The organism is Verrucosispora sp. TAA-831 (genome assembly GCF_050780145.1).
In the GTDB taxonomy this organism is placed as follows: Bacteria; Actinomycetota; Actinomycetes; order Mycobacteriales; family Micromonosporaceae; genus Micromonospora.
In genome coordinates this window covers 5,436,295-5,460,667 of record NZ_CP192240.1, presented here as the reverse complement: position 1 = coordinate 5,460,667, position 24,373 = coordinate 5,436,295, and the positions used below count along the sequence as shown (strand labels likewise).

Genomic DNA, 24,373 nt, shown 5'->3' with positions numbered 1-24,373 from the left:
GCATGGAGCAGACCGAGCTGCGCCCGGGGACCCGGGCGGCGGTGCGTCCGGTCACCGGCCGCCAGCGGGCGGCCCGCGCCGCGCGCAACGGCGGCGAGCCGACGCTGGAGTTCGCCGAGCGGGTGCCGTACGACGCGTACGTGCAGGCCAGCACGCTGCACCGGTTGCAGCAGCCGCTGAGCGACGACCCGGGCGAGATGTCGTTCCTGATGGTCAGCCAGATCATGGAGCTGTACTTCGGGCTGACCTGCCACGAACTGCGCGACGCCGCCCGGCTGCTGCGCGACGACCGGGTGTGGGAGTCGCTCGCCCCGCTGCGTCGGGCCGCGCTGCACCTGGAGGGGCTCAACGCCGCCTGGCGCGGGCTGCGCTGGATGACCCCGGCCGACTTCAACCGCTTCCGCAACCTGCTCGGCGAGGGCTCGGGCTTCCAGTCGGCCATGTACCGCCACCTGGAGTTCCAGCTCGGGCTGCGCGACCCGGCGCTGATCCGGCCGTTCCGGCGGCAGACCGAGGTGCACGCCGAGCTGACCGCCGGTCTCGCCACGCCGAGCGTCTGGGACGAGGTGGTCGCCCTGCTCGCCCGGCACGGCCACGAGCTTCCCGCCGACCTGCTGGAACGGGACGTGGCGGTCGAGCACGAGCCGCACCCCGCCGTCGAGGCGGCCTGGGTGCGGATCTACGCCGACCCCGGCCCGGACAACCACCTGCGGCTGCTCGGTGAGGCGTTGACCGAGGTCGCCGAAGAGTTCGGCGACTGGCGGCACCACCACATCAAGGCGGTGCAGCGCACCATGGGCGCCAAGGTCGGCAGCGGCGGTTCCGCCGGGCTGGCCTGGCTGCAACGCAGCATGGCCCGGGTGGTCTTCCCCGAGCTGTGGTCCGCCCGTACCGCGATGTGAGGCGACGACGATGACGACGAACGACGCCGAGGCGCCACGCCTCGACGAGGCCGAAGCCCTCCGGCTGGACGCCGCCGACCCCGGACACCGGCACCTGTTCCACGTGCCGCCGGCCGACGGTGGTCACCACCCCGAGGCGGCCTACCTGGCCGGCAACTCGCTCGGTCTGCAACCCCGGGCCACCCGGGACGAGTTGCTGGCCGACGTGGACGCCTGGGGACGGCTCGGTGTCGAGGGGCACCTGGAGGCGGAACGACCCTGGCTGCCGTACCACGAGCTGTTGACGGCCCCGGCCGCGCGACTCGTCGGCGCCCGGCCCACCGAGACCGTGGTGATGAACTCGCTCACGGTCAACCTGCACCTGCTGATGGTCAGCTTCTACCGGCCGAGCGGCACGCGGACCCGGATCGTCATCGAGGACAGCGCCTTCCCCTCGGACAGCTACGCGGTGCGCAGCCAGGCCCGGTTCCACGGCCTCGACCCGGACACCACCGTGGTCCGGCTGACGCCGCGACCCGGCGAGGACGACCTGCGCACCGAGGACGTCACCGCGTACCTGGCCGCCGAGGGGCACACCGTCGCGCTGCTGCTGCTCGGCGGCGTCAACTACCTCACCGGCGAACTGATGGACATCCCGGCGATCACCGCCGCCGGTCGGGCCGCCGGGGCGGTCGTCGGCTGGGACCTGGCGCACGCCGCCGGCAACGTGCCGCTGTCGCTGCACGAGTGGGACGTCGACTTCGCGGCCTGGTGCTCGTACAAGTACCTCAACTCGGGGCCGGGCGCGCTCGGCGGGGTGTTCGTGCACGAGCGGCACCACGGCGACGCGGACCTGCCCCGCTTCGAGGGCTGGTGGAGCACGGCGGCGGCGACCCGGTTCGAGATGACCCCGGTCAGCCGTCCACCGTCCACCGTGGAGGCGTGGCAGATCTCCAACCCGCCGATCTTCTCGATGGGGCCGGTGCGTACCTCGCTGGAACTGTTCGACGCGGTCGGGATGCCCGCGCTGCGCGAGCGCAGCCTGCGGCTCACCGGCTACCTGGAGCGGCTGCTGGACGAGGTGACCGTCGACCGGCCGCTGACCGTGATCACCCCGCGCGACCCGGGGCGCCGTGGCTGCCAACTCTCGGTCAGACTCGGCGAGGGCAGCGCCAGGGAGCTGACCAAGCGGCTCCGGTACGAGCACGGAGTGATCGCCGACGCCCGGGAGCCGGACGTCGTCCGGTTCGCCCCGGTGCCGCTCTACTCGACGTACCACGACTGCTGGCGGGTCGCCGACGCGCTGGCCGCCACCGTTGGGAGAGCTGGATGAGCCGGGAGAACGACGAGATCGCCGTGGTCGGCGCCGGGCTGGCCGGCTGCCTGCTGGCCTGCTTCCTGGCCCGCCGGGGCTATCCGGTGGCGTTGTACGAGCGGCGGCCGGACCCGCGTACCGGGACCGTCGAACGGGGCCGGTCGATCAACCTGGCGCTCTCCGAGCGCGGGCTCGACGCGTTGCGCCGGATCGGGCTCGACGAGCAGGTGATGGCCGACGCGCTGCCGATGCGCGGCCGGATGGTGCACCCGGTGCTCGGTGAGCCCGGCTTCCAGTCGTACAGCGTCTCCGGCGACCGGGCGATCAACTCGATCAGTCGGGGCGCGCTGAACAACGCGCTGCTGGAGGCCGCCGCGAAACTGCCCGGCGTGCGGATCGCCTTCGACCACCGGCTGGTCGGTCTGGACCCGGACACCGCGCGGATGACCTTCGAGACCCCGCAGGGCGCGGTCACCGCGGACGCGCGCGTCGTGCTCGGCACCGACGGCGCCGGTTCGGCGGTACGCGGACAACTGCTCGAACACGGCCTGCTCACCGAGAGCGTCGACTTCCTCGACTACGGCTACAAGGAGCTGACCATCCCACCGGTCGGCGGTGACTTCGCCCTGGACGAGGGTGCGCTGCACATCTGGCCACGCGGCACCTCGATGATGATCGCGCTGCCCAACCCGGACCGCTCCTTCACCTGCACGCTGTTCTGGCCCACCCACGGCACCGCGAGCTTCGCCTCGCTGGGCAGCAGGGCGGCGATCGAACGGCACTTCGCCCAGCACTACCCGGACCTGCTGCCGCTCGCCCCCGACCTGGTCGACGACTACCAGCACAACCCGGTCGGCGTCCTCGGCACGGTGCGCTGCGACCCGTGGCAGGTGAACGGGCGCGTCGGCCTGCTCGGCGACGCGGCGCACGCCATCGTCCCGTTCTACGGCCAGGGCGCGAACTGTGCCTTCGAGGACGTGGTGGAGCTGGACCGCTGCCTGTCCGAGTGCGCCGACGACTGGTCCGCCGCGCTGCCGCTGTTCCAGCAGCGTCGGCAGGGCAACGCCGAGGCGATCGCCCGGATGGCACTGGCCAACTTCGTGGAGATGCGCGACAAGGTCGCCTCGCCGGTGTTCCGGACCCGCAAGAAGATCGAGCACGCCCTGGAGCGGGCGCTGCCCGGACGGTACGTCTCCCAGTACGAGATGGTCTCCTTCTCCACCGTCCCGTACGCGCAGGTGCGCCGCCGGGTCCGTCGGCAGTACCAGGTGCTCGGCGCGGTGGCCGCCGGTGTGCTGGCGACGGCGGCCGGTGCGGCGCTGGCGATCGCGCGCGGGAGGCGTCGATGACCCGCTGGGACCCCCGGCTGATGACCGGGTACGCCCCGGACGGCCCTGTCCTGCTGCGCAACTTCGTCGGCGGCGAGTTCCGCGACGGGGGTCCCCGCTTCACCCGACGGAGCCCGGTCACCGGCGAACCGGTCTTCGAGGCGGTCGAGGCCGGCGCGTCGGTGGTGGACGACGCGGTGGCGGCGGCCCGGGCGGCGCTGCGCGGGCCGTGGGGCCGGATGGGGGAGCGGGAACGCGCCGAGGTGCTGCGCGGGGTCGCCGACGAGTTGGAGCGCCGCTTCGACGACCTGGTCACCGCCGAGGTGGCCGACACCGGCAAGGCCATCTCGCAGGCCCGCACCCTGGACATTCCGCGTGGCGCGGCCAACTTCCGGGCCTTCGCCGAGATCGTGGCGACCGCGCCGACCGAGTCGTTCACCACGGTCACCCCGACCGGCGGCCGGGCGCTCAACTACGCGGTCCGCAAGCCGGTCGGCGTGGTCGCGGTGATCGTGCCGTGGAACCTGCCGCTGCTGCTGCTCACCTGGAAGGTCGCACCGGCGCTGGCCTGCGGCAATGCCGTGGTGGTCAAGCCCAGCGAGGAGACGCCCGCCTCGGCCACGCTGCTCGCCGAGGTGATGGCGGCGGCCGGGGTGCCCGACGGTGTGTTCAACCTGGTGCACGGCTTCGGTCCCGGTTCGGCCGGGGAGTTCCTCACCCGGCACCCCGGCGTGGATGCGATCACGTTCACCGGGGAGTCCGCCACCGGCGGCGCCATCATGCGCGCCGCCGCCGACGGGGTGAAGGCGGTGAGCTTCGAGCTCGGCGGCAAGAACGCCGGGCTGGTCTTCGCCGACGCCGACCTGGACGCGGCGGTCGCCGGGTCGGTCCGGTCCAGCTTCACCAACGGCGGCCAGGTGTGCCTCTGCACCGAGCGGATCCTCGTGCAGCGGCCGGTGTTCGAGGAGTTCACCGAGCGGCTCGCCGCCCGCGCCGCCGAGCTGGCGTACGGCTGGCCCGCCGACGAGGCGACGGTCAACATGCCGCTGATCTCGCACACCCACCGGGACAAGGTGCTCGGCCACTACGACCTGGCCCGGTCCGAGGGGGCGCAGGTGCTGGCCGGCGGCGGGACGCCGCAGTTCGGCGACGCCCGCGACGGTGGCGCGTACGTGCAGCCGACCGTGTTGACCGGCCTCGGCCCGGACGCCCGCACCAACCGTGAGGAGATCTTCGGACCGGTGGTGCACGTCGCGCCCTTCGACACCGAGGACGAGGCGTACGACCTGGCCAACGGCACCGAGTACGGCCTGGCGGCGACCGTGTGGACCCGGGACGTGGGCCGGGCGCACCGGGCCGGTGCCCGGCTGGACGCCGGCATCGTCTGGGTCAACACGTGGTTCCTGCGCGACCTGCGGACCCCGTTCGGCGGGGTGAAGGCGTCCGGCATCGGTCGCGAGGGCGGCGTGCACTCGCTCGACTTCTACTCCGAACTCACCAACGTCTGTGTGGATCTCTCATGAGCGAGCGTAGCGAGCGAATCATCAATGCAGTGCTGGTCGAGGCTCGTGGCGGGTCCGAGCGTAGCGAGGAGCTGACATGACCGTTCACCACGATCGAGCCGCCCGGGAACTGATCGAGGCCCGGGAGAGCGGGAAGCCCTGCCCGCCGCTGCGCGGGCGACTGCTGCCCGAGGGGGACGTCGAGGCGGCGTACCGGGTGCAGCAGGTCCAGGTCCGCGAGTGGCTGGCGTCCGGGCAGCGCCGGGTGGGCGCGAAGGTCGGGCTGACCTCCCGGGCCGTGCAGGAGGCGTTCGGCGTGTACGAGCCGGACTTCGGTGTCCTCACCGACGTCATGGCGGTGCCCGACGGGGCCGAGATCGCCCTGGACCGGCTGCTCCAGCCCCGGGTCGAGGCGGAGATCGCCTTCGTGCTCGGTGCCGACCTGCCCGACGCCCGGGTCACCACCGTGGACGTGCTGCGCGCCGTGGACCACCTGCTGCCGGCCATCGAGGTCGTCGACTCGCGGGTCGCCGGGTGGGACATCTCCATCGTGGACACCGTCGCGGACAACGCCTCCAGCGGACTGTTCGTGCTGGGCACCTCGCCGCGCCGGGTGAGCGACGTGGACCTGCGACTGGCCGGGATGGTGCTGGAACACGCCGGGGAACCGGTGTCGGTCGGCGCCGGGGCGGCCTGCCTCGGCAACCCGCTGCACGCGCTGGCCTGGCTGGCCGGCACGCTGGCCCGCGCCGGTGACCCGCTGCGTGCCGGTGACGTGGTGCTCTCCGGTGCGCTCGGTCCGATGGTGCCGGTGACGCCCGGCGCGACGTACGAGGCGCGCATCTCCGGGCTCGGTTCGGTCCGGGCCTGTTTCGCGAAGGAGGCGTCCTGATGGCCGGCGTGGCGGTGATCGGGTCCGGCAACATCGGCACCGATCTGATGATCAAGGTGCTCCGCTCGGGCGGTGACGCCGACGGCGGCCTGCGGATGGTGGCGATGGCCGGCATCGACCCGGCCTCCGACGGCCTGGCCCGCGCCCGTCGCCTCGGCGTGGCCACCACCGCCGGGGGCGTGGACGGCCTGGTCGCGATGCCCGAGTTCGCCGACGTCGACCTGGTCTTCGACGCCACGTCGGCCGGCGCGCACCGGCACAACGACGCGGTGCTGCGCAGCCACGGACGTACGGTGGTCGACCTGACCCCGGCCGCCATCGGCCCGTACGTGGTGCCGCCGGTCAACCTCGACGAGCACCTGCACGAGACGAACCTGAACATGGTGACCTGCGGCGGACAGGCGACCGTGCCGATCGTGGCAGCGGTCCGCCGGGTCACCCCGGTGGCGTACGGCGAGATCGTCGCCTCGATCGCCTCGCGGTCCGCCGGTCCCGGTACCCGGGCCAACATCGACGAGTTCACCGAGACCACCGCCCGGGCGATCGAAGTGGTCGGCGGCGCGGAACGCGGCAAGGCGATCATCGTGCTGAACCCGGCCGAGCCGCCGCTGCTGATGCGGGACACCGTCTACTGCCTCTGCCCCGACCCGGACGCCGACCGGGCCGCCATCGCCGAGTCGGTCGCCGCGATGGTCGCCGAGGTGCAGGAGTACGTCCCCGGCTACCGGCTCAAGCAGGACGTGCAGTTCGACCGGGTGGACGCGTACGTGCCGACGCTCGGGCGGCAGCTCACCGGCGTCCAGGTGACGGTCTTCCTGGAGGTCGCCGGTGCCGGGCACTACCTGCCCGCGTACGCCGGGAACCTGGACGTCATGACGTCGGCCGCGCTGCGGACCGCGCAGCGTCTGGTCGCCCTGCGCGCCGAGGGGGTGCGGGCGTGAGTACGACGAACGGTGGGACGGTCGTGGACGAGAGCCCGGTGACCGAGCTGTACATCCAGGACGTGACCCTGCGCGACGGCATGCACGCCATCGCGCACCGGTACACCGTCGACCAGGTCCGCACCATCGCCGCCGCGCTGGACGCCGCCGGGGTGGCCGCGATCGAGGTGGCGCACGGCGACGGCCTCGCCGGTTCCAGCGTCAACTACGGCCACGGCGCGGCCAGCGACGCCGACTGGATCGCCGCCGCGGCCGAGGTGATGACCACCGCCAAGCTGACCACCCTGCTGCTGCCCGGCATCGGCACCATCGCCGACCTCAAGGCGGCCCGCGCGCTCGGCGTGACGAGCGTCCGGATCGCCACCCACTGCACCGAGGCCGACATCTCCGCCCAGCACATCTCGTGGGCCCGTGAGAACGGCATGGACGTCGCAGGCTTCCTGATGATGTCGCACATGAACGACCCGGCCGGGCTCGCCGCCCAGGCCAAACTGATGGAGTCGTACGGGGCGCACTGCGTCTACGTCACCGACTCCGGCGGCCGGCTGCTGATGTCCGACGTGGCGCAGCGCGTCGACGCGTACCGGCAGGTGCTGGCGCCGACCACGCAGATCGGCATCCACGCCCACCACAACCTCTCCCTGGGGGTGGCCAACAGCGTGCTGGCCGTCGAGCACGGACGCGTCGTCGGTGCCGACCCGGTCGGCCCGGACGCCCCGCACGGGCGGACCGTCCGGGTGGACGCCTCGCTCGCCGGAATGGGCGCCGGGGCCGGCAACGCGCCGCTGGAGGTCTTCGTCGCGGTCGCCGAACTGCACGGCTGGAAGCACGGCTGCGACGTGTTCGCGCTGATGGACGCCGCCGACGACATCGTCCGCCCGCTCCAGGACCGGCCGGTCCAGGTGGACCGGGAAACCCTCTCCCTCGGCTACGCCGGGGTCTACTCCAGCTTCCTCCGGCACGCCGAACGGGCCTCCGCCCGCTACGGCGTGGACGTCCGCTCGATCCTGGTCGAACTCGGCCGACGGCGGATGGTCGGCGGACAGGAGGACATGATCGTCGACGTGGCGCTGGACCTCGCAGGGCAGGAGAAGACATGATCGGGCCGGACATCGCCGGGATCGCGGCGACACTGGACCGGGCGGCCGACACGGCCACCGCCGTACCGCAGATCGCCGCCGAGGCCGGGCTCGACGTCGACACCGCGTACGCGGTGCAGGCCGCGCTCGTGCAACGCCGCCTCGACCGCGGCGAGCGGCTGGTCGGGCTGAAGATGGGGCTGACCAGCAAGGCGAAGATGGCCCAGGTCGGTGTGGACGAGGTCATCTGGGGCCGCCTCACCGACACGATGCGGGTCCCCGACGGCGGCACCGTCGACGTGACCGGCTTCATCCACCCCCGGGTCGAACCCGAGGTCGCGTTCCTGCTGGACCGGCTGCCCGAACCCGGCGAGCCGGTCGGCGACTTCACCGACGCGGTCCGCGCGGTCGCCCCGGCGATCGAGCTGATCGACAGCCGGTACGCGAACTTCACCTTCTCGCTGCCGGACGTCATCGCCGACAACACCTCGGCCGGCGCGTTCGTGATCGGCCCCTGGTCGCCGGTGCCCGACGGGCTGGACAACCTCGGCGTACTGCTGGAGGTCGACGGACGAGTGGCCCAGGTCGGCTCGACGGCGGCCATCCTCGGCGACCCGCGTCGGGCCCTCGACGAGGGCATCCGGCTCGCCGGTCGGCACGGCGTACGGCTGCGGGAAGGGTGGGTGTTCCTGGCGGGGGCGGCTACGGCGGCGGTGCCGTTGCGGGCGGGGGTTCGGGTGCGGGCTGTCGTCGAGAAGCTTGGTGGTGCTTCGGTTCGGGCTGGGTCGTGATGTCGTTGTTTTCGGGGTCGGGGTCGGGGTCGGGTCTCGGTCTTGGGCCTGGTTGCGCGGTGGGGGTTCCGGGCAGCCCGACCGGCTCCGGGCGGTCAGGCTTGATCCCTGCGCCGGTCGGGCTGCCCGGAACCCCTGACGTGGTTGGCGTTCGCGTCGCTCCGCCCGGTGAGGTCGTGGCTGGGGTGGTGGGCGTTTGCGTTGCTCCGCCCGGTGGGGGTGCGGCTGGGGTGGTGGGCGTTTGCGTTGCTCCGCCCGGTGGGGGTGCGGCTGGGGTGGTTGGCGTTCGTGGTGCTCCGCCGGGTGGGGGTGCGGCTGGGGTGGTTGGGGTTCGCGTTGTTTCGCTGGTTGGGGTTCGCGTTGTGGTGGGGGTGGGGTGTGGGGGCTGAATCGGGGCGGGTGGTTTCCGGGAAGGCGGTGCCTCGGGGGGCCTTTCCACACGTGAAGGTGGCCGGGGGGTTCGTGTTCGTGTCCGGGACGTCGTCGCGGCTGCCGGACAACAGCTTCGCCGGCGTGTCCGTGGACGAGTTCGGGACCACCGACCTGGACATCCGGGTGCAGACGCGCGCCGTCATCGAGAACATCGGTGACCTGCTGCGGTCCGTCGGCGCCGAGTTGACCGACCTGGTGCAGGTGACGTCGTACCTGGTCAACATGAACGACTTCGGTGGGTACAACCAGGTGTGGGCGGAGTTCTTCGACGCCACCGGGCCGACCCGGACGACCGTGGCCGTGCACCAGTTGCCGCATCCCCACCTGCTGATCGAGATGCAAGCCGTGGCCCTGCTTCCCGGAGGAGGTAGTCGTGAGTGAGATCGCCGAGCCGTTCAGCTTTCCCGGCTGGATCGCCGACAACCAGCACCTGCTCAAGCCGCCGGTCGGAAACAAGGAGATGTTCCCCGGCTCCGACGACTTCATCGTCATGGTGGTGGGTGGGCCCAACCAGCGCACCGACTTCCACGTCGACCCGTACGAGGAGTTTTTCTACCAGGTCAAGGGCAACATGCACATCAACCTGATGACCCCGGAGGGGCCGCGTACGGTGCACGTGCGCGAGGGTCAGATGTGGATGCTGCCGCGCAACACCCCGCACTCGCCGCAGCGGCCCGAGCCCGGCTCGATCGGCATGGTGGTGGAGCGGGTACGCGCCGAGGGGACGCTGGAGAAGTTCCAGTGGTACTGCCCCGAGTGCGGGCACAAGGTGCACGAGGTCGAGTTGCAGGTCCGCGACATCGCCGCCGACCTGCCGCCGGTCTTCGGCGCGTTCTACGCCGACGAGGCGGCGCGGACCTGCGAGCGGTGCGGCACGCTGCACCCGGGCAAGGGCTGACGATGGCGGCACCCACCGTGGTGGACGTGCACACCCACGTCGTACCCAGGGGATGGCCGGACCTCGCCGCGGCCTGCGGCGGGTCCGGCTGGCCCTGGCTGCGGGTCGACTCGGAACGCGCGGCCATGATCATGGTGGGGGAGACCGAGTTCCGGCCGATCGGCGCCGAGTGCTGGGACGTGCCGACGCGGCTCGCCGACATGGCCGCCGACGGGGTGGACGTGCAGGTGGTCTCGCCCACGCCGGTGTTCTTCGGCTACGACCGTCCGGCCGAGCAGGCGGTCCGGGTGGCCCGGATCTTCAACGACCTCACCCTGGAGGTCACCTCGGCCGGTGGCGACCGGCTGCTGCCGTTCTGCCAGGTGCCGTTGCAGGACCCGGACGCCGCCTGCGCCGAACTCGACCGCTGCCTGGCGGCCGGGCACGTGGGCGTGGAGATCGGCAACCACGTCGGTGACCGGGACCTGGACGACGCCGGCATCGTGGCGTTCCTGACCCACTGCGCCGAGGTGGGCGCGCCGGTCTTCGTACACCCGTGGGACATGCCCGGCGGGCCCCGACTCGACCGGTGGATGGCGCGTTGGCTGACCGGCATGCCCGCCGAGACGCATCTGTCGGTGCTGTCGATGATCCTCGGCGGCGTGTTCGACAGGGTGCCGCCGACGCTGCGGATCTGCTTCGCGCACGGCGGCGGCAGCTTCCCGTTCTGGCTGGGCCGCGCCGACAACGCCTGGCACCGCCGGGGCGACCTGGTGCGCGGTGCCTCCGCCGCCCCGCCCAGCAGCTACCTGGACCGGTTCTACGTCGACTCGGTGGTCTTCTCCACCCCGGCGCTGCGCCTGCTGGTCGACACCATGGGCGTGGACCGGGTGCTGCTCGGCAGCGACTACCCGTACCCGCTGGGTGAGCGTCCGGCCGGCCGGGTGGTGCACGAGGCCGACTTCCTCACCGACGCCGAGCGCGCCCGGCTGCTCGCCGGCAACGCCCTGCACTTCCTGCAAGGAAGGGCACCCTACTAACGCCTCGTGCATAGCAGGGGTCCCCTGCTTACACCCCCGGCCGCGCCTTTCCGGCGCGTGACGGGTGCAACGGACCTGGTCGGACGGCAGGATGACGACATGGCCGAGCCGCACGACCTGACCGCGCTGGAGCAGGCCGCCGCGATCGGTCGTGGCGAGTCTTCCAGCCTGGAACTGGTCGAGCACTACCTGCACCGGATCGACGCCCTCGGCGACACGGTCGGCGCCTTCGTCACGGTCACCGCCGACGCGGCGCGCGAGGCCGCCCGGGCGGCCGACGCCACCCCGCCACCCCGGCGCGGACCGCTGCACGGCGTGGCCACCGCGATCAAGGACCTGACGCTGACGGCCGGCGTCCGCACCACCTTCGGCTCGGCCGCCTTCGCCGACCTGGTCCCGCCGGTCGACGCCGACGTGGTGCGGTTCGTCCGGGCCGCCGGCCTGGTCAGCCTCGGCAAGACGACCACCTCCGAGCTGGGCTGCTCGCTCTACTCCGAGGGGCTCGTCGCCCCGCCGGCCCGCAACCCGTGGGACCTGGCGTACACCGCCGGCGGCTCCAGCGGCGGCGCGGCGGCGGCGGTGGCGGCCGGTCTGGTGCCGGTGGCCCAGGGCTCCGACGGCGGGGGATCGGTACGCATCCCGGCCGCCCTGTGCGGTCTGATCGGCTACAAACCGAGCCGGGGCGTGGTGTCCGGCGGTCCGCTCGGCTCCGGCGCGTTCGGACTGCCCACCAGCGGGCCGATCGGTCGCACCGTCGCGGACGTGGCCGCGTTCCTCGACGTGCTCGCGCAACCGGTGCCCGGCGAGCCGTACCTGCCGCCACCGCCGCCGGTCGGCGGCCACCTGGGCGCCGCCCGCGCGGCCGACCCCGGACGGTTGCGGGTGGGCCGGTTCACCGCGCCGATGCTCGCCGACGAGCCGGTCCACCCGGACTGCGTCGCCGCGGTGGACCGGGCCGTGACGCTGCTCACCGCCGCAGGTCACGAGGTGGTCGAGGTGCCACCGCCACTCGGGCCCGAGGTCTGGCCGCTGTTCGAGGTCGTCTGGTACGTCCTCGCGCTCGCGCCGGTGCCGCCCGAGCGGGAGGCCGACCTGCTGCCGCTGACCCGCTTCCTGAGGGCGCGGGGCGGCGGGATCTCCGCCGGGACGCTCAGCGCCACACTCGGCGAACTCCAGGCACAGGTACGCCTCGGCGCACGCCGTACCGCCGACTGTGACCTGCTGCTCTGTCCCACGTTGGCGGCCCCGCAGGCACCCGTCGGCTGGTTCACCGAGGGGCGTACGCCGGAGGAGGACTTCGACCTGCAACGGCGGTTCTCCCCGTACTGTGCGGTCTTCAACGTCACCGGCCAGCCGTCGGTCTCGTTGCCCGTGGGGGTGACCGCCGAGGGGTTGCCGGTGGGCGTGTTGCTGACCGGTCGGTACGGCGAGGACGCGAGACTGATCGCGACGGCTGCGCAACTGGAGGGTTCGAGTGGCGGGTGGGATCGCCACCCGCCGGTCTGGCGGGGCGTGGGCTCCGCTAACGTGAATGGCAGCGGAGTCGGGAGGTCACCTCGGTGACCCGCCACCCGGCCCGGTCGAAGTTCTCTCTTTCCGCCTGGGGGCGTTGGGATTGTCTGTAACCGACACCTTGCTGGTCTTCGTCGGCATCCCGGTAGCCGTCGTGCTGGTGATCGCCGGCCTCGTCTACGCGGGCAGCCGCGGCGGTAGCGGCGGCGGCGGTGCCAAGCGGTACCGGCCGGGCCGACCCTTCAGCTTCACGCCGGTGTGGTTCCTCGGCAAGCCGGAGGAACTGGCCGACTCGGCCGGCACCGCGCTGGCGGCGGGGGCACAGGCGCCCGCGCTGAGCAGCCGCAAGCAGGAGCAGGCCGGCGTCGAGGCGCCGGCCGGTGGGACCGGAGGCGCAAGTGACCGTTGGTGAGAAGCAGCCCGAGACCGGTGCGGGCACTCCGCCCGACGTGCTCGACGGCCCGTTCTCGACCCGCCAGTTGCTGCGCATCGACGAGGCGCTGCGTCTGGCCGACCAGACCACCGGCCTGACCTTCTCGGTCTTCGTGGGTGGCCTCGACGAGCCGGTGCGCGAGCACGCCGAGCGGCTGCACCGGCAGCTCGCCGACCCCGACCGTTCGGTGCTGATCGCGGTCTCGCCCAACCAGCGGCAGTTGGAGATCGTCACCGGTCGGCACGCCCGCAAGCGGGTGCCGGACACGTACGCCAAAATCGCCGCTCTGTCGATGGTGGCCTCGTTCGGCGGCGGTGACCTGGCCGGCGGCATCATCCAGGGGCTCGACCAGCTCTCCCGGTACGCCGGCAACGCCTGACCGTTCCCGTACGACGAAGCCCGGCCCCACCTGACGTGGGACCGGGCTCTCTCGTGTCCGTGCGGCGTTCCCGCCCGTGCGGCGGGCCGACCGGCCCGCCGCACGACGCGGGTCAGGCGCTGCGGGCGTCCCGGGCGCGGGCGGCGAGCGCCCGGACCACACCGTCGCGGCCCTCGGCCACCAGCCGGCGCAGCGGACCGGGGTGGCCCTCCTGCGCCAACCAGGCGTCGGTGGCCCCGACCGTGTCCTCGTCGACCAGGTACGCCGGGTACACCAGCATCGCGAACTCCTGTGCCGGCTCGCTGTCCCGGCGTGCCCAGACCTGCCCGACCGAGGCGAAGTACCGGTCCCGGTAGGGCGTGATCAGCTCGACCTGGGCCGGGTGACCGAAGCCCTGCAACAACGCCCGGTTCCGCCAGTTCGGCAGCGCCTCGGCACCGGTGAGCTGGGCCCACACCGCAGCCTTGTTCTCCGCGGTGGGCAGCAGGGCGTGCGCGTACGCGGCCTCCCGCTCGCCGCTGGAGGTCTTGTCGTCGGCCAGCTCGGCCTCGATCTCCGGCACACCGGCGACACCGTTGGCGACCAGCGCCTGGAGCACGCTCCAGCGCAGCTCGGTGTCGATGGTCAGCCCGGCGGTCACCTCGGAGCCGTCCAGCCAGCCGCGCAGGACCGCCAGGTCCTCCCCGGAGCGGGCCGCCGAGACGTACGCCCGGGCCCAGGCCAGTTGGAAGCCGCTGCCCGGCTCGGCGGCGGCGAGCGCGGTCCGCGCGGTCCGGGCCAGGTCGGCCCAGCCGGTCGGCGCCCAGTCCGGGTCGGCGTAGAAGGTGATGGCGGTGCTGACCTGGCGCAGCGTGGCGGTGACCAGATTGATGTCCCGCTCTGCCGGCAACCCGGCCAGCACCAGCGCCACGTAGTCGCGGGTGGCCAGCTCGGCGTCGCGGGTCATGTCCCACGCGGCCGTCCAGCACAGCGCGCGGGCCAGCGACGACTCGAAGCCGGCGATGTGCTGCACCACGGTCGCCATCGAGCGCTGGTCCAGGCGCAGCTTGGTGTACGTCAGGTCGTCGTCGTTGAGCAGCAGCACGTCGGCCGCCCGCACCCCGGCGAGTGCGGTCAGCTCGGTCGACTCGCCGTCGACGTCCACCTCGTACCGTTCGCGGCGCACCAGCCGACCGTCGGTGAGGTCGTACAGGCCGACGCCGATCCGGTGGGTCCGCAGCGTCGGGTGACCCTGCGGTGCCTCCTGGCGGACCAGGACCTGCTGGTACGTGCCGTCCTCGCCGATCGTCAGCTCCGGACGCAGCGTGTTGACCTGCGCCGTCTCCAACCACTGGGTGGCGAAGGTGCGCAGCTTGCGCCCGGAGGCGGTCTCCAGCTCGGTGAGCAGGTCGTCGAAGGTGGCGTTGCCCCAGGCGTGCTTGGCGAAGTACGCCCGCAGACCCGCCAGGAACGGCTCCTCGCCGACGTACGCCACGAGTTGCTTGAGCACGCTGGCGCCCTTGGCGTACGTGATGCCGTCGAAGTTGACCTCGACCGCCTCCAGGTCCGGCATCTCGCAGTACACCGGGTGGGTGGAGGAGAGCTGGTCCTGCCGGTATCCCCAGTTCTTCCGGATGGACAGGAACGTCGTCCACGCCTCGGTGAAGCGGGTGGCGTGCGTGTTGCACCAGTGGCTCGCCCACTCGGCGAACGACTCGTTCAGCCACAGGTCGTTCCACCAGCGCATGGTGACCAGGTCACCGAACCACATGTGCGCCAGCTCGTGCAGGATCGTGTTGGCCCGCTGCTCGTACTCGTAGTCGGTAACCTGCGAGCGGAACAGGTAGTACGACTCGGCGTGCGTGACGCAGCCGAAGTTCTCCATCGCGCCGGCGTTGAAGTCCGGCACCCAGACCTGGTCGTACTTGGGCAGCGGGTAGCGCACCCCGAACTGCTCGTGGAAGAAGTCGAAGCCCTGCGTCGTGATCAGGTTCAGGTCCTCGGCGTCGAGGTACTGCGCCATGCTGGCCCGGCAGAAGTAGCCCAGGTCGATGCCGTCGTGGGCGTACCTGACCTCGTGGTAGGGCCCGGCGCAGAGCGCGGTGATGTAGGTGCTCATCCGCGGTGAGGTGGTGAAGTGCAGGGTCTTGAGACCCTCACCCGCCGCCTCCTCGCGCTCCACCGGCATGTTGGAGACGACCTTCCAGTGCTCCGGGACGGTGGCGTGCCAGGTGTAGACGCTCTTCAGGTCGGGCTGGTCGAAGCAGGCGTACGTGCGCTGCGCGTCGGCGGTCTCGAACTGCGAGTAGAGGTAGGTCTCGCCGTCGACCGGGTCGACGCTGCGGTGCAGACCCTGCCCCGAGGTGGAGTACGCGAAGTCGGCGTCGACGACGAGAGTGTTCTCCTCGGCCAGGCCGGTCAGGGTCAGCCCCTTCTCGGCCGACCAGTCGGTCAGGTCGACCGGGTCGCCGTTGAGCGTCGCCGAGCGTACCGAGTCCGCGGCGACCTCGATGAACGTGCTGGCGCCCGGCTCGCTGCACCGGAAGCGCACCTCGGTGGTCGATCGGTAGGTGCGGCCACCGGCCGCGTGTACGGCGCTGGACAGGTCCAGGTTGATGTCGTACCCGGTCACGTCGAGCAGTCGGGCCCGCTCGGTCGCCTCGACCTGTGTCAGGTTGCGCACTCCCGGCACGTTCGTCTCCATCCCACTATCGCCGCACGTCACGGTCACCTCAGCCGTCGACCGCTCGTGACGGCCGGTCCGAGCCTGAGTCTTCCATGTGTCAAGAGCCGTCGGTGGGCGAGGTCACGCGGTCCAATACCGGCCGATCGCAGCGATGCGGAGTAAAGATGCGTGATAGGCCGGTCGAATCGGCATCTCCGTTGCGAAGGGACCTAAACGTGAACGAGCGTGCCAGCGCCGACATGTGGTTCGACCCGATCTGCCCATGGGCGTGGATCACCTCCCGATGGCTGCTGGAGGTGGAGCGGGTCCGCGACATCGACGTCCGCTACCACGTGATGAGCCTGTCGGTGCTCAACGAGGGGCGGGAGCTGCCCGAGGCGTACCAGGAGATCATGAAGACCGGTTGGGGCCCGGTCCGCGTCTGCATCGCCGTCGGGCAGCAGTACGGCCCGGACGCCGTGCGGAACCTCTACACCGCCATGGGTACCCGGATCCACCTCGGCAAGGAGAAGCGCGGGCCGGAGCTGTACGCCGCCGCGTTGACCGACGCCGGGCTGGACCCGGCGCTGGCCTCGGCGGCCGACGACACCACCCTGGACGCGGCGCTGCGGGAGAGCCACGAGGCGGGGATGCGCCCGGTCGGCACCGAGGTCGGCACCCCGGTCGTGCACGCCCCGGGTCCGGACGGCAAGCAGGTCGCCTTCTTCGGCCCGGTGGTCACCCCGGCCCCCAAGGGCGAGGCCGCCGGCCGACTCTGGGACGGCGTGATGCTGGTCGCCGGTACGCCCGGCTTCTTCGAACTCAAGCGCAGCCGCGACATCGACCCCATCTTCGACTGACCTCGACTCCCGTGAGCCCCGGCCCGAGGGCTCCCGTGAAACGAACGGCTTTGGTGAAAGGAAGGGTCCCCTGCTAACGCCTCCGGTAGAGCAGGGGACCCCTCCTAACGGCGGTGCCGCCATGCCGTCGGCGGCTCGCGTCACCGCTGGCTCCGTGGGCTCGTTTGACCAGGTGTCCGTAGCGGCGATCCGGCAGCGCGTAGCCACGGTTGCCGTCCGCGCACCGCAGCTCGTGGAGGTAGCCATGGCCAAGCACCGTGCGCCCGTCGACGACCTTCAGTGGTGGGAGGAACGCGGCAGCGGCACGGAGCGGAAGGCGGCCGACCTGCGCTGGCCCACCCCCGGAAAGGGACCTGCCGACGTACTGGACCGGTTGTCGACCGGTTCGGGTGTGGTGGGCGTGGCTCGGGTGCCCGCCACCTCCCGCCTGACCCCGCCGGACCGCGATCTGCGCGATCAGGGCCCACCGCCAGGTCGGGCCGCCCGCCGCGTTGTCGACGCCCGCCCGCCGATTACAAGCGTGCGCCCGTCGCCGGCAGACGCCCTTCCACGGGTGACAGGCGTGCGTCGGTCGCCAGCGGACGCCCACCCGCCGGCAGTAGTCGTCCGCCCGCCGGCGTCGGCCGCCCCCGGGCGGCATCAACGGCGCACCGAGCCTGAGCGTTAACAGAGGTCCCCTGCTCTACACGAGGCGTTAACAAGGTGCCCTTCCTTGCGCCGAGTTGCCGCCGAGCTGCCGCCGACCTGCGGCCAACTGGTGGACGGCTTGCGGGTCGGCGGGGGGCGCGGTCACCGCCGCCGGTAGCGTCAGCGGACATGACGGTCGTGCACCCGATCAACCGGGCCTGGATCACCACGGGCGGCACCGGCGCCCAGAACTACGACGAGTTCGCCGACGACGCGGAGATCACCGCGATCATCGAGGCGAACCCGCACAGTGCCCTCGGCATCGAGATGCCGCACCGGGCTCCGGAGAGCCTCGGCAAGTCCTTCGCCGACGCCCTGCCGGACGCGGTGAACCGGCTGGCCGAGGCGAAGGCCGACGGTAGTTACACACCGGCCGAGCAGGTGGTGGTGCTGTACCGCATCAGCGCCCCCGGTGAGGAGTCCGCGTACGGGCTGTGGGTGATGGTCGACACCGACCAGATCTCCACCCGCGCCGACGAGCCGGGTCTGGTCATCCGCAACGAGGACGTCTTCATCGCGAAGGTGCGCGAGCGCGTCGCCTTGGCCGAGACGCTGGGGCATCTGCTCTCGCCGGTGCTGCTGTTGCAGACCGGGCGGGGCGACGAGCTGCACGCCGCGTTGGCCGCCGCCACCGACGCCGCCGGTGCGCCGGCCGCCACCGACACCGACCAGTCCGGCCGTACCCACGCCATCTGGCTGCTCGGTCCGGGTCCGCGCCAGGACGAGCTGACCGCGCTGGCCGGCGGCGGCGAGCTGGTCGTCGCCGACGGCAACCACCGCAGCCTGGCCGCCCAGACCGGCGGTCTGCCGCGCTTCCTGGCGGTCGTCACCACGCCCGCCTCGGTGGCCATCCAGCCGTACAACCGCCTGGTCAGCGAGCTGACCACCACGCCCGACGAGCTGCTCGACCGGCTGCGGGCCGCAGGTGCCGAGGTCACCGAGGTCACCGGCCCGGTCGAGGTCCCGGCGACCGGCGGCACCGTCGTGCTCCAGCTTCCCGGCCGGGCGTACGCGGTGACGCTGCCGCACACCGGCGCCAACCGGCTGGAGAACCTGGACCACGCCCTGGTCGAGCGGCTGCTGCTGCGCGACGCCCTGGGGCTGGACCCGGGCGACAAGCGGATCACCTACGTCGGCGGCGACTACCCGGCGAGCTGGCTGACCGGTGAGGTCGAGGCCGGTCGGGCCGAGTTGGCGGTGCTCGTCGCACCGGTGACCGTGGATGACTTCGTCGCGGTCAACCTGGCCCGGGAGAAGATGCCGCGCAAGAGCACCTGGTTCACCCCGAAGGCGCGCGGTGGCCTGGTCGTCGCCGAGCTGGCCGACCGCTCCTGACCCGACGCCGTCCCGCCCGGCGCCCCGGCGCGACCGACCTCGGCCCCGCCCGTCATCACGGCGCGACCGACCTCGGCCCGGCTGTCGTCACGCGATCTCGGCCCCGCCCCGCCGTCACGGCCAGGCGGGGCCGAGGCGCGTTGCGGGCCGGTGCGCGCCGTCACCGGCGAAGGGCCGCCGGGGGTGCGGAATCGGTCCCGCAGTGCGAGTCGGGAATCGGGTTCCCGCTCAGCGGGTCGGGGTGCGGCCCCCGCTCGGTACGCCGGGGCGGGCCTGACAGACTGCCCGGTATGCGCGTCTACCTGGGATCCGATCACGCCGGTTTCGAGCTGAAGGTGCACCTGGCCAACCACCTCGCCAAGGAGGGCTACGAGGTGGTCGACGTGGGTCCGCACGCCTACGACCCGGACGACGACTACCCGGCCTTCTGCCTGCACGCCGGCGTTCGGGTGGTGGCCGACGAGGGCAGCCTGGGCGTGGTGATCGGCGGCTCCGGCAACGGTGAGCAGATCGCCGCGAACAAGGTGGCCGGGGTGCGGGCGGCGCTGGCCTGGAGCGTGGAGACCGCGCAGCTCGGGCGGCAGCACAACGACGCCAACGTGGTCGCCGTCGGCGCGCGCCAGCACACGCTGGACGAGGCGACCGCGATCGTTGAGGCGTTCCTCACCACCGCGTTCTCCGGCAGCGACCGGCACGCCCGCCGGATCGCCCAGGTGGCCGACTACGAGCGTACCCACCAGTTGCCCGACCTGCCTTGAGCGTGCGGCGGCCGGATCGACCGGGATGCCGCACAACGGTGGGTTCGGCCCGGACGGGCCGCCGGGCCCGGAGACGCCTCGACCGCCGACTCCGGCCGGAATCGCCAGGCGTATCGGCCGTCGGCCGAAGGGCGCCGTCAGCGCCGGGGGAGTTCGTCGCGGGGGGTCCAGTTCCGGCGGACGATGACCATCCGGGCGGCCGCCTCGGCCAGGTCCTCGTCGGTGGGCCGGGCGGCGTCCCGGGCCCGCATCGCCGCGGTCACGTTGACCTGCGACGAGCCGGAGCCGACCAGTCCGCGTAGGCCCCGCTCGCCGTCTTCGGCCGAGCCGCCGCCGCGCCGTCCGCGCGGTGGCGGCTCACCGCCGTCGTGCACGTTCGCGGTGGTCGCCGTGGTGCCGCCGTCGGCGGGCGTGTCCTGCCCGCCGTGATGCCGGTGCCGTCGCCGTCGTCGCTCCGCGTCCGCCATCCCTTGACCGTACCCGCCGTCAGAACACCTCCAGGGCGGACGCGGCGCGGTGCCAGCCGAAGGCGGGACCGGCGGCGGCCAGCGCCCCGGGGCGCAACTCGCGTACCCGACCGGCGTCGGCCAGCGCGGCCAGGCCGACGCCGCCGAGGAACAGCTCGCCGAGGCACCGTACGTCGCAGGCGAGGTCGGCCGGGTCGTCGGTACGGGTGCACTCCGCCTTGTCCGGTCCACCGTGCAACCGCCACCGGCCGGTGTTCTCGGGCAGCAGGTCGTCGTCCACCTCGACGACCACGTCGACATCGGTGGCGTAGCGCCGGGCGGCGAGCGCGGCCGGCACGTCCACCACGCGTACCCAGAGTGCGTCGCTGACCTGGCCGACCAGCATGCGCGGTTCGTTCACCATCCGCAGCAGCGGCTCGTCCACCGCCGCCCGCCGCACCACCACCTGCCGGGTCAGGTCGATGGAGAGCAGCATCCGCCAGATCGCCCGGTACGCGGCCGGGGTGGCCGCCACCACCTCGTCGACCGTGGTCACGCCCTTCGGACCGGCGTTGTGCCACTCGCTCTTGGTGCGGAACAGCCCGTAGCCGTCGACTCCGTCCGGCCCCTCGTGCAGCACCACCCGCAGCTCGGTGGCGCCGCCGCGCTGCGGTTCCGGGTCCGTCAGCACGTACCGCCACCAGCGTTCGTCCCGCTCCGACCAGCCGGGACGGTCGCCGCGGACCCGGTCGTAGACCGTCGCGAGGTCGGCCTGCCGGTCGGTGGGCCGGTCCAGGCGGAGCCGGCCCTCGTCCGACGTCGGAGCCGGCAGGCGCAACTCGGTGGTCTCACCGTTGATCATCAACCGTTGGGCGGCCAGGCCGTACCCGAAGCGGGGATAGATCCGCCCCTCGCTGGCCCAGAGCACCGCGACCGGCTCCCGCCCGGCGTCGTGGATCTCCCGGAGCTGCCGGCGCATCATCGCGCTGAGCAGGCCCTGCCGCCGGTGGGTGGGCGCGACACCGACGAGCGTGACGTGCGCGGCCGGCACCTCGCCGCCGGGCACCCCCAGTTCCCGGCTGTACGCGGCGGCGCTGGCCACCAGCTCCGAACCGTCGCGGACCACCAGGGCGCGTCCCGGTTCGAAGATCGCCCGTTCGGTCTCGTGGGCCTCGGGGTCGACCGCGTGGTGGAACAGCGCGCCGAGGAACCTGCCGATGTCGTCGTAGTCCTCGGGGCGGCCGGTGCTGATGGTGGGAGCGAAGGTGTTCACCGCTCGTGTCTAGCTGATCGACGCGGGTCGGGCGACCGATTTGCGCGCTCGTTACTCTCGAAGTCTCCAGCGGTGGCCGGTGGCCGCCGCCGGTCCAGGGGGAGGGAACGACGACATGGCCGACCAGACGCAGCCGTGGGCGGAGCGCACCGTCGAGGTGCCGCCGCAGTCCGATGCGGGCATTCCGCCCCAACGTGACCCGTACCGGCGGGGTGTGGCCTCGGTCGGTGCCCGCGCGCCGCGCACCGAGCCGTTCCCGGTGGTGGACCACGAGCCCACCGGCACCGGCTGGCCGGGCGGGCCTGCGCCGCGCCGCCCGCTGAGCTGGCACGTGGCGCAGCTCAAGCGGGGCGGGGAGTGGAGTGCGGCCGGCGCGCTGGTCGCGTTCGTGTGCTGGGGGATCTGGGCGATCTCGGGCGGTGGTGACCTGGTCGGCCCGTTCCTGATCTTCATCCTGAGCCTGCTGGTGGGGGTCGGCCTGTTCGCGCTCACCCGGCTTCTCGGCCGGCTGGTGCTGGAACGGCAGCTCGGTCGGGTCCGCCGCAGCGCCCGGGGCGCGCACCTGGTCACGGCGGTCTTCCTGACCGGTCTGGGCCTCGCCTACCTGCAACAGACCCAGTGGATCGTGGACGCCTGGAACTGGCTGTTCAGCTAGCCCGACGCCGCGACGAACACCGGGCGGGCCGACCGTACGGCCGACCCGCCCGGAAGCGGTCGCGCAGCCCGCGACCGAGGTCGTCACTCCACCAGGACGGCTGCCTGCTTACCCGGCGTGACGCGGTTCATCCCCGGAGCACGGCACCCGTCCGTGCTCTCCGCACGTTGGGCATGCGCGGCGGGCCCCGGCGCCGTGCGGCCGGTCACGGACCGCAGTAGAGCAGGCGGTTGGGTGTGCCGCTGCTCACCCCGCCGACCACGCCGACCGTGGCCCGCCCGGTCAGGTAGGCGGCGACCTGCGCCGGGGTCCACCCGGGATTGGCCTGGAGGGCGAGGGCGGCACACCCGGCGACGTGCGCGGTCGCCGGGGAGCCGCCGCTGATGGTGGCGGTGGCGGTGTCCGTGGTGTGCCAGGTCGAGGTGATGGTCGCGCCCGGCGCGTACAGGTCGAGGCAGGAGCCGTAGTTGCCCGACGGCATCCGGGCGTCGGTGATCGTGGTGCCGGCGGTGGTCAACGCGGCCGGCACCCGACCGGGCGAGTAGGCGCAGGCGTTGCCGTTGGCGCTGCCGGCGGTCACCGCGTAGGTGATGCCCGAGGCGATCGAGTTGGTCACCGCCGCGTCCAGCGCGCTGCTCGCGGCACCGCCCAGCGCCAGCACCGCCACCGCCGGTCGGACCGCGTTCGCGGTGACCCAGTCCACGCCGCCGATCACCTGGGCGATGCTGCCGCTGCCCGCACAGGTGAGCACCCGCACCGGGTGCAGCCGGACCCGCTTGGCCACCCCGTGCAGCGTGCCGCCGACCGTGCCGGCGAGATGGGTCCCGTGCCCGTTGCAGTCGTCCGCCGGTAGGCCGTCCACCAGGTCCACGCCGGTGCCGACCCGCCCGCCGAAGTCACGGTGGGTGCCCCGCACCCCGGTGTCGATCACGTACGCGTGCACGTCCGGCGCGGTGTTCGGGTACGCGTACCGGCCGTCCAGGGGAAGGTACCGCTGGTCGATCCGGTCCAGTCCCCAGGACGGCGGATCGAGCTGCACCCCCGGGTCGGCCAGGGTCACGATCCGGTTCTGCTCGACGTGGGCGACCGCCGGGTCGGCGGCGAGTCGACGGGCGGCCGGCTCGCTCAGGCGTACCTCGAATCCGCGCAGCGCCGCGGTGAAGACGCGGTCGACGCGTCCGGCGTACCGGTCGGCCAGCCGGTCGGCGACGGCTGCCGGTGCGACGCCGGTACGCGTCGTGGCCTCGTCGCGGAGCACGACGAGGTAGCTGCCGGCGACGGCGGTGGCCGTGTCGGCGTACCTGATCTCGCCGGTGGCCGGTGCAGCGGCGGCCGGGGTGCCGGTCGGCGGGACCAGGACGGCGGCGGTGAGCAGGGCGGCGAGGGAGGCGCGGATGGCGGCCGGATGTGGCCGGTACGGACGGGGGAGTGGCATGGGTCCTCCTCCTGGCTGCGCCCCCGGGCCGGGTTCTCCGGCGGAGGCGTCGACGGTAGCCAGGATCGTACCCAGATATCCACGAGCATGGATTGATCAGGTGGTTCGGCCGAGGATCTCGCGGGCGGTCTCGCCCATCGGGTCCTCCCGGGTGGGCAGCTTCCGGATCGTCTCCACCATCTCGTCGTGGAAGACCTCGAACAGCCGGTGCAGCTCCTTCGCCGGGTGGTCGGCGTCGTCGACCCGCAGGTCCCAGAGCGGGTACGGCTGGTCGCCGATCACCGTCACGGTCGCCGACCGCGAACCCGCCCGGTCGCCGCCGGCCTGCTCGCCGACCTGGATCGCCCGCAGCAACCGCTCGGCCAACTCCAGCTCGGGGCTGTCCAGGAACACCTCCGCGATCTCGTCGAGCGGATCCGGCCCGACCAGCCGGTTGCCCTGCACCGCGTAGCCCGGCCCCACCAGGTGGCCGGACCAGTCCAACGTGTGCCCGCCGGTGAAGGCGTAGGAGCGGCCCTGGTCGTCGACCATGCCGACCTGCCGTACCTCGCGACCCGGGTCCCGGGCCAGCACCTCGTCCATCACCTCCTGCGGCGACCGGCCCTCGGCGAGCATCGGCAGGCCGTCGTACGCCAGGATCGGGTTGGTCACGGCCTGGGTTGCCACGGCCCCGACACCGGAGCGGACATGGGTCACCAGCTTGCCGACTCCGGGCTTGGCGGTGAGCGCGGCGACGCCCAGCTCACCGGTACGCCGACAGCGGCCCACGATCGAGAAGGTCACGGCCGGTGCCTACCCGGTCGCGCCGTCCGGCACTCGTCGCCGTCCGGGTGACGGTCGCCGGACCTGCACCACTGTCGGCGTGCCGCCACAGCGGA

At 72.7% G+C, this 24,373-nt stretch carries 23 protein-coding genes; 18 read left to right on the top strand and 5 right to left on the bottom strand.

Translation table 11 applies throughout. The features are described 5' to 3' along the window. Positions 1 to 2 precede the first annotated feature (2 nt). The 14 genes from ACQVFL_RS24180 to ACQVFL_RS24115 all read left to right on the top strand — a co-directional run bounded on the left by ACQVFL_RS24180 (position 3) and on the right by ACQVFL_RS24115 (position 13,402). Positions 3 to 902: a tryptophan 2,3-dioxygenase gene (locus tag ACQVFL_RS24180; protein WP_431727671.1), complete on the top strand. Its 900-nt coding sequence runs from the start codon at positions 3 to 5 to the stop codon at positions 900 to 902. A gap of 10 nt (positions 903 to 912) precedes the next feature. After that, positions 913 to 2,214: a kynureninase gene (gene kynU, locus ACQVFL_RS24175; protein WP_396699001.1), complete on the top strand. Its 1,302-nt coding sequence runs from the start codon at positions 913 to 915 to the stop codon at positions 2,212 to 2,214. Further along, positions 2,211 to 3,545, top strand: coding sequence for an FAD-dependent oxidoreductase (locus tag ACQVFL_RS24170; protein WP_396699002.1), 1,335 nt, complete (start codon positions 2,211 to 2,213; stop codon positions 3,543 to 3,545). The genes kynU and ACQVFL_RS24170 overlap by 4 nt, the downstream gene beginning before the upstream one ends. Before the next feature lie 20 nt (positions 3,546 to 3,565). Further along, positions 3,566 to 5,047: a 2-hydroxymuconic semialdehyde dehydrogenase gene (locus ACQVFL_RS24165; RefSeq protein ID WP_396699076.1), complete on the top strand. Its 1,482-nt coding sequence runs from the start codon at positions 3,566 to 3,568 to the stop codon at positions 5,045 to 5,047. A 76-nt stretch (positions 5,048 to 5,123) separates the two neighbouring features. Continuing rightward, complete coding sequence (locus ACQVFL_RS24160; protein ID WP_396699004.1) at positions 5,124 to 5,918, top strand: 2-keto-4-pentenoate hydratase; 795 nt, start codon at positions 5,124 to 5,126, stop codon at positions 5,916 to 5,918. Beyond that, positions 5,915 to 6,859 (top strand): acetaldehyde dehydrogenase (acetylating), encoded by a 945-nt coding sequence (locus ACQVFL_RS24155; RefSeq protein WP_431729882.1) that lies wholly within the window; start codon positions 5,915 to 5,917, stop codon positions 6,857 to 6,859. The genes ACQVFL_RS24160 and ACQVFL_RS24155 overlap by 4 nt, the downstream gene beginning before the upstream one ends. A 38-nt stretch (positions 6,860 to 6,897) precedes the next feature. Next, a complete protein-coding gene (gene dmpG, locus ACQVFL_RS24150; protein WP_396699080.1) occupies positions 6,898 to 7,959 on the top strand; it encodes a 4-hydroxy-2-oxovalerate aldolase in 1,062 nt (353 codons plus the stop codon). Next, positions 7,956 to 8,729 (top strand): 2-keto-4-pentenoate hydratase, encoded by a 774-nt coding sequence (locus ACQVFL_RS24145; RefSeq protein ID WP_431727670.1) that lies wholly within the window; start codon positions 7,956 to 7,958, stop codon positions 8,727 to 8,729. Before dmpG ends, ACQVFL_RS24145 begins: the two co-directional genes overlap by 4 nt. A 348-nt stretch (positions 8,730 to 9,077) precedes the next feature. After that, complete coding sequence (locus ACQVFL_RS24140; protein ID WP_396699082.1) at positions 9,078 to 9,542, top strand: RidA family protein; 465 nt, start codon at positions 9,078 to 9,080, stop codon at positions 9,540 to 9,542. After that, the gene (locus ACQVFL_RS24135) at positions 9,535 to 10,059 is read left to right on the top strand and encodes a 3-hydroxyanthranilate 3,4-dioxygenase (RefSeq protein ID WP_350700438.1); all 525 of its coding nucleotides are present in this window, start codon (positions 9,535 to 9,537) and stop codon (positions 10,057 to 10,059) included. Before ACQVFL_RS24140 ends, ACQVFL_RS24135 begins: the two co-directional genes overlap by 8 nt. Positions 10,060 to 10,061: 2 nt before the next feature. Continuing rightward, on the top strand, positions 10,062 to 11,078 hold the full coding sequence (locus tag ACQVFL_RS24130) for an amidohydrolase family protein (protein ID WP_396699008.1): 1,017 nt from the start codon (positions 10,062 to 10,064) through the stop codon (positions 11,076 to 11,078). Positions 11,079 to 11,177: 99 nt separating this feature from the next. After that, positions 11,178 to 12,641 carry an amidase gene (locus tag ACQVFL_RS24125; protein WP_431727669.1) on the top strand — a complete coding sequence of 488 codons (1,464 nt, stop codon included), beginning with the start codon at positions 11,178 to 11,180 and terminating at the stop codon, positions 12,639 to 12,641. A gap of 52 nt (positions 12,642 to 12,693) precedes the next feature. Continuing rightward, the gene (ctaJ, locus tag ACQVFL_RS24120; RefSeq protein WP_431727668.1) at positions 12,694 to 13,002 is read left to right on the top strand and encodes an aa3-type cytochrome oxidase subunit CtaJ; all 309 of its coding nucleotides are present in this window, start codon (positions 12,694 to 12,696) and stop codon (positions 13,000 to 13,002) included. Then, positions 12,989 to 13,402: a DUF5130 family protein gene (locus tag ACQVFL_RS24115; RefSeq protein WP_396699012.1), complete on the top strand. Its 414-nt coding sequence runs from the start codon at positions 12,989 to 12,991 to the stop codon at positions 13,400 to 13,402. Before ctaJ ends, ACQVFL_RS24115 begins: the two co-directional genes overlap by 14 nt. Positions 13,403 to 13,514: 112 nt before the next feature. On the opposite strand, the gene pepN is transcribed toward ACQVFL_RS24115, so the two are convergent. Further along, positions 13,515 to 16,064, bottom strand: a complete 2,550-nt coding sequence (gene pepN, locus ACQVFL_RS24110; protein WP_431727667.1) for an aminopeptidase N — start codon at positions 16,062 to 16,064, stop codon at positions 13,515 to 13,517. Between the two features lie 218 nt (positions 16,065 to 16,282). Here pepN and ACQVFL_RS24105 point away from each other — a divergent pair, with 218 nt between their 5' ends. From ACQVFL_RS24105 to ACQVFL_RS24095, 3 genes are all read left to right on the top strand, one after another. Next, complete coding sequence (locus ACQVFL_RS24105) at positions 16,283 to 16,906, top strand: disulfide bond formation protein DsbA (protein WP_431727666.1); 624 nt, start codon at positions 16,283 to 16,285, stop codon at positions 16,904 to 16,906. Between the two features lie 816 nt (positions 16,907 to 17,722). After that, positions 17,723 to 18,928, top strand: a complete 1,206-nt coding sequence (locus tag ACQVFL_RS24100) for a DUF1015 family protein (RefSeq protein ID WP_431727665.1) — start codon at positions 17,723 to 17,725, stop codon at positions 18,926 to 18,928. A 290-nt stretch (positions 18,929 to 19,218) separates the two neighbouring features. Next, positions 19,219 to 19,686 (top strand): ribose-5-phosphate isomerase, encoded by a 468-nt coding sequence (locus tag ACQVFL_RS24095; RefSeq protein ID WP_396699018.1) that lies wholly within the window; start codon positions 19,219 to 19,221, stop codon positions 19,684 to 19,686. Positions 19,687 to 19,823: 137 nt separating this feature from the next. On the opposite strand, the gene ACQVFL_RS24090 is transcribed toward ACQVFL_RS24095, so the two are convergent. Together ACQVFL_RS24090 and ACQVFL_RS24085 are read right to left on the bottom strand one after the other, a co-directional pair. Continuing rightward, complete coding sequence (locus tag ACQVFL_RS24090) at positions 19,824 to 20,153, bottom strand: hypothetical protein (protein ID WP_396699019.1); 330 nt, start codon at positions 20,151 to 20,153, stop codon at positions 19,824 to 19,826. Positions 20,154 to 20,172: 19 nt separating this feature from the next. Next, positions 20,173 to 21,405: a GNAT family N-acetyltransferase gene (locus ACQVFL_RS24085; RefSeq protein WP_431727664.1), complete on the bottom strand. Its 1,233-nt coding sequence runs from the start codon at positions 21,403 to 21,405 to the stop codon at positions 20,173 to 20,175. A gap of 115 nt (positions 21,406 to 21,520) precedes the next feature. Here ACQVFL_RS24085 and ACQVFL_RS24080 point away from each other — a divergent pair, with 115 nt between their 5' ends. Continuing rightward, positions 21,521 to 22,060, top strand: a complete 540-nt coding sequence (locus tag ACQVFL_RS24080) for a hypothetical protein (RefSeq protein WP_396699023.1) — start codon at positions 21,521 to 21,523, stop codon at positions 22,058 to 22,060. A gap of 205 nt (positions 22,061 to 22,265) precedes the next feature. On the opposite strand, the gene ACQVFL_RS24075 is transcribed toward ACQVFL_RS24080, so the two are convergent. Together ACQVFL_RS24075 and ACQVFL_RS24070 are read right to left on the bottom strand one after the other, a co-directional pair. Next, a complete protein-coding gene (locus ACQVFL_RS24075) occupies positions 22,266 to 23,495 on the bottom strand; it encodes a S8 family peptidase (RefSeq protein WP_396699025.1) in 1,230 nt (409 codons plus the stop codon). Positions 23,496 to 23,591: 96 nt separating this feature from the next. Beyond that, positions 23,592 to 24,278, bottom strand: a complete 687-nt coding sequence (locus tag ACQVFL_RS24070; RefSeq protein ID WP_431727663.1) for a DUF1028 domain-containing protein — start codon at positions 24,276 to 24,278, stop codon at positions 23,592 to 23,594. Positions 24,279 to 24,373 lie beyond the last annotated feature (95 nt).